The 3,383-nt window shown below is 39.1% G+C and carries 1 protein-coding gene; it reads left to right on the forward strand.

From position 1 onward, the window contains the following. The coding region (locus tag IAE19_RS16375) for an Ig-like domain-containing protein (RefSeq protein ID WP_200461964.1) at positions 1 to 3,238 on the forward strand (3,238 nt) is incomplete at its 5' end. Positions 3,239 to 3,383: the final 145 nt, after the last annotated feature.

Here is a 3,383-nt window from a genome sequence, read left to right on the forward strand (position 1 = left end):
CCAGATCAACGTGACTCCGGTCAATGATGCACCGGTTGCGGTTGCAGACACGATCAACGTCAACGAAGGTGGCACGGCCAGCATCTTGGTGGGGGGTGCAAGCAGCGTACTGAGCAACGACAGCGATGCAGAAAACGATCTTTTAAGCGCAGTACTGGTAAGCGGTCCTGCGCACGGCAGCCTGACCCTGAATGCAGACGGCACCTTTAGCTATGTGCATGATGGCAGCGAAAGCACCAGCGACAGCTTCAGCTATAAAGCCAACGATGGCACAGCGGATGGCAACACCGTCACTGTCCAGATCAACGTGACTCCGGTCAATGATGCACCGGTTGCGGTTGCAGACACGAATACGACAGCAGAAGATACTACTCTCACAGTAAGTGTATCGAATGGTTTACTGTCGAATGATACAGATGTAGAAGGTGATACATTAAATGTTACTCAGTTTACAGTTACTGGAATAGCGGGCACATTTACAGCCGGTCAAACTGCCGCAATTGCAGGTGTAGGCCAACTGACTATTAATGCAAATGGTAGCTACAGTTTTGTGCCAGCTGCAAACTATAATGGTTCAGTTCCCGTGGTGACTTATACCGTGAGTGATGGCAAGTTAACTAGCAATAGTACCCTAACATTGACTGTTACAGCGGTGAACGATGCGCCGGTCCTTGACTTAGATCTTAATAACAGCTCAGGTGAAACAGGTAGTAATTATCGTACTAATTACCTCGCAGGAGCAGCTGCTATTTCTATAGCAGATACGGATATTAAAATTACAGATGTCGATGCAGCAACAGTTAGTCAACAAATTTCAGGAGCAACAATTACATTAACGAATGCTCAATCAGGAGATTTATTACAAGCTGGTTCATTACCAAATGGTATTTCAGCTAGTTTATCTGGAAATACTATTACTTTAACGGGAACTAGCACACTTGCTAATTATGAATCTGCGATCAAAGCGATTACATTTAGTACAAGCTCTGGTACAACTACATCTGTGGTTACTCGAGAAATTTCAGTCAAAATTACGGATATTGGTGGTGCAGACAGTAACATTGCAACGACTAAAATTGATGTAAGTAGTATTGTCGCCCCAGGAACTCCTGGTTCGAATGCAAATAATGGCGATAATACAATTAATGGTGGAAATGGTGATGATGTTTTACTGGGAGATTCTGGCGGAGTAAAAACAACTCTTGTTCCTGGTACAAATTATAATATTGCTTTCATTTTAGATATTTCTGGAAGTATGGCTTATAATTTGGATCAAAATGCAGGATCAGCAAATGAACGTATTAATTTATTAAAAGCAGGATTAAAGCAGTATATCCAAAATATTGTTCTACCTTTCGCTGATGCTGAGGGCACGGATAAAGGTGGAGAAATTAATTTAGGTCTTATTTCATTTTCTTCTGCAAGTGGGCAAAGTGGGAATTCTACCGATATTAGAATCAATATTAGCGATGTAAAAAGTGGAAACTGGAGCGCAATAGATACAGCAATTTCAAATTTAGTTGCACAAGGTGGTACAAACTACGAAGCTGCTTTTGGTAAAACAGTGGATTGGTTTAAGAGTTTATCTGCAACAGCTGTAAATAAAACAACGGGTGCTGCTAATACAGTAAATAATTATCAAAACCTGACATTCTTTATAACAGATGGTGATCCAACATCTCGCATGAATGGAACTAGTGAAACAAATGATGGTGATGGCACAACTACTACTGTCACTAAGCTTAGCGAATCAAAAACTACGTTTGATCATGGTTTAAATCAAACTTCTGGCAATGCTGGCTTAGGTAATATTAGTAAAGTCAACGCAATTGGGATTGGTAATGCTGTTGATAAATCATGGTTGCAACTTTTTGATAATACTGATTCCGTTGGCAATATTACTGTTGATGTGGGCACTAGTAATGTACCGACAGCGACTACAATAGCCAATTTCAATAATGATACAGGTTTAAGTACACGTAGCAATTGGAAAGTGCAGTCAGGCAATACAGATGGTGTAGTTACAGCCTCTAGCTCAAGTAATGGTCGTCTTGTATTAAAAGACAATGTAGCCGCAAATGGTAAAGCAGCCGTATATGAAGGGCCTGAGATTACTGTAGATAACACTAAGGTATCTAAAGGGTATATTTCATTCAGTTATACACAGCAAAACTGGACTGCAAATGATAGCTTTACTTGGACTCTACAGAAGAAAAATAATGATGGGACTTGGACTAGTGTCGAAACAGGTTCGAATGCTTCTGCAAATGATCATGCTACTAATTCAACTGCACTAACTATGCAAACAGGTATTATTAGCAGTGAAGGTACTTATCGTTTTGTATTTACTGTAGAGGATAAAAATGGTAGTGCAAATTATCAGGCACAAATTGACGATCTTCAATGGAATGTGAGTGCGGGTAGTGATACCGTGACAGGGTCTGGTGGAGAGCCTGATATTGTAATGACAGCAGATCAATTACAATATGCTTTACAAGCAGGGGGCTTATATCCAACTTTAAATGCTGTAGGCAATGATACGATTAATGGCGGTGATGGTAACGATATTATTTTTGGTGATGTTATCAATACCGATGCACTTACTTTTGGCGGTACTCGTAACTTTAATTCTGCGAGCCAACCTGATGCATTAGGGTCAGGTATGGCCGCCTTAGATAAACATTTACAAGTTATTTTGGGTCATACACCTACGGATTTAGAAAAATATCAGTATATTAAAGATCACTACAGTGAATTCAATGTTGCCACTGATACTAGAGGTGGAAACGATACGCTAAATGGTGGTGCAGGTAATGATATTTTATATGGTCAAGGCGGAAATGATACGCTAAATGGTGGCGCCGGTAATGATATCTTATCGACTGGACAAGGTAACGATACTGTTGTTTATAATGTTCTAAATACTGCTGATACTAATGCTGGAAATGGTCGTGATACGTGGATGGATTTCCATGTTGGGAATGTGACGACCGATGGTAACGCCGATGTTCTCAAATTTGGCGCCAGTTTTTTTGATGGGTTATTAGCAAATAATAGTAATATTTCTAATTATATTAAATTTACCCAAAATGGTAGTGATGTCATTCTTTCTGTTGATCGTAATGGAATGCAAGATAGTGTACAAAACTGGTCTGAGCTTGTTGTATTACAAAATCACACAACAACTGAAGTGAACTTGCAGGACTTACTCAATAATCATCAAATCATCATTGGTTAGATCTAATTAAAATGTTTTTAAAAACTGCTTCAGTCATGAGGCAGTTTTTTTAATAGTGAAATAAAATTTATTGGAATGATAAAGTTTTACTTCAAATCAAGTACAATTTTTGACTTGGATATAAGTTTCAAATTCTGGAACAAAA

Source organism: Acinetobacter sp. S40 (genome assembly GCF_016624705.1).
GTDB lineage: Bacteria > Pseudomonadota > Gammaproteobacteria > Pseudomonadales > Moraxellaceae > Acinetobacter.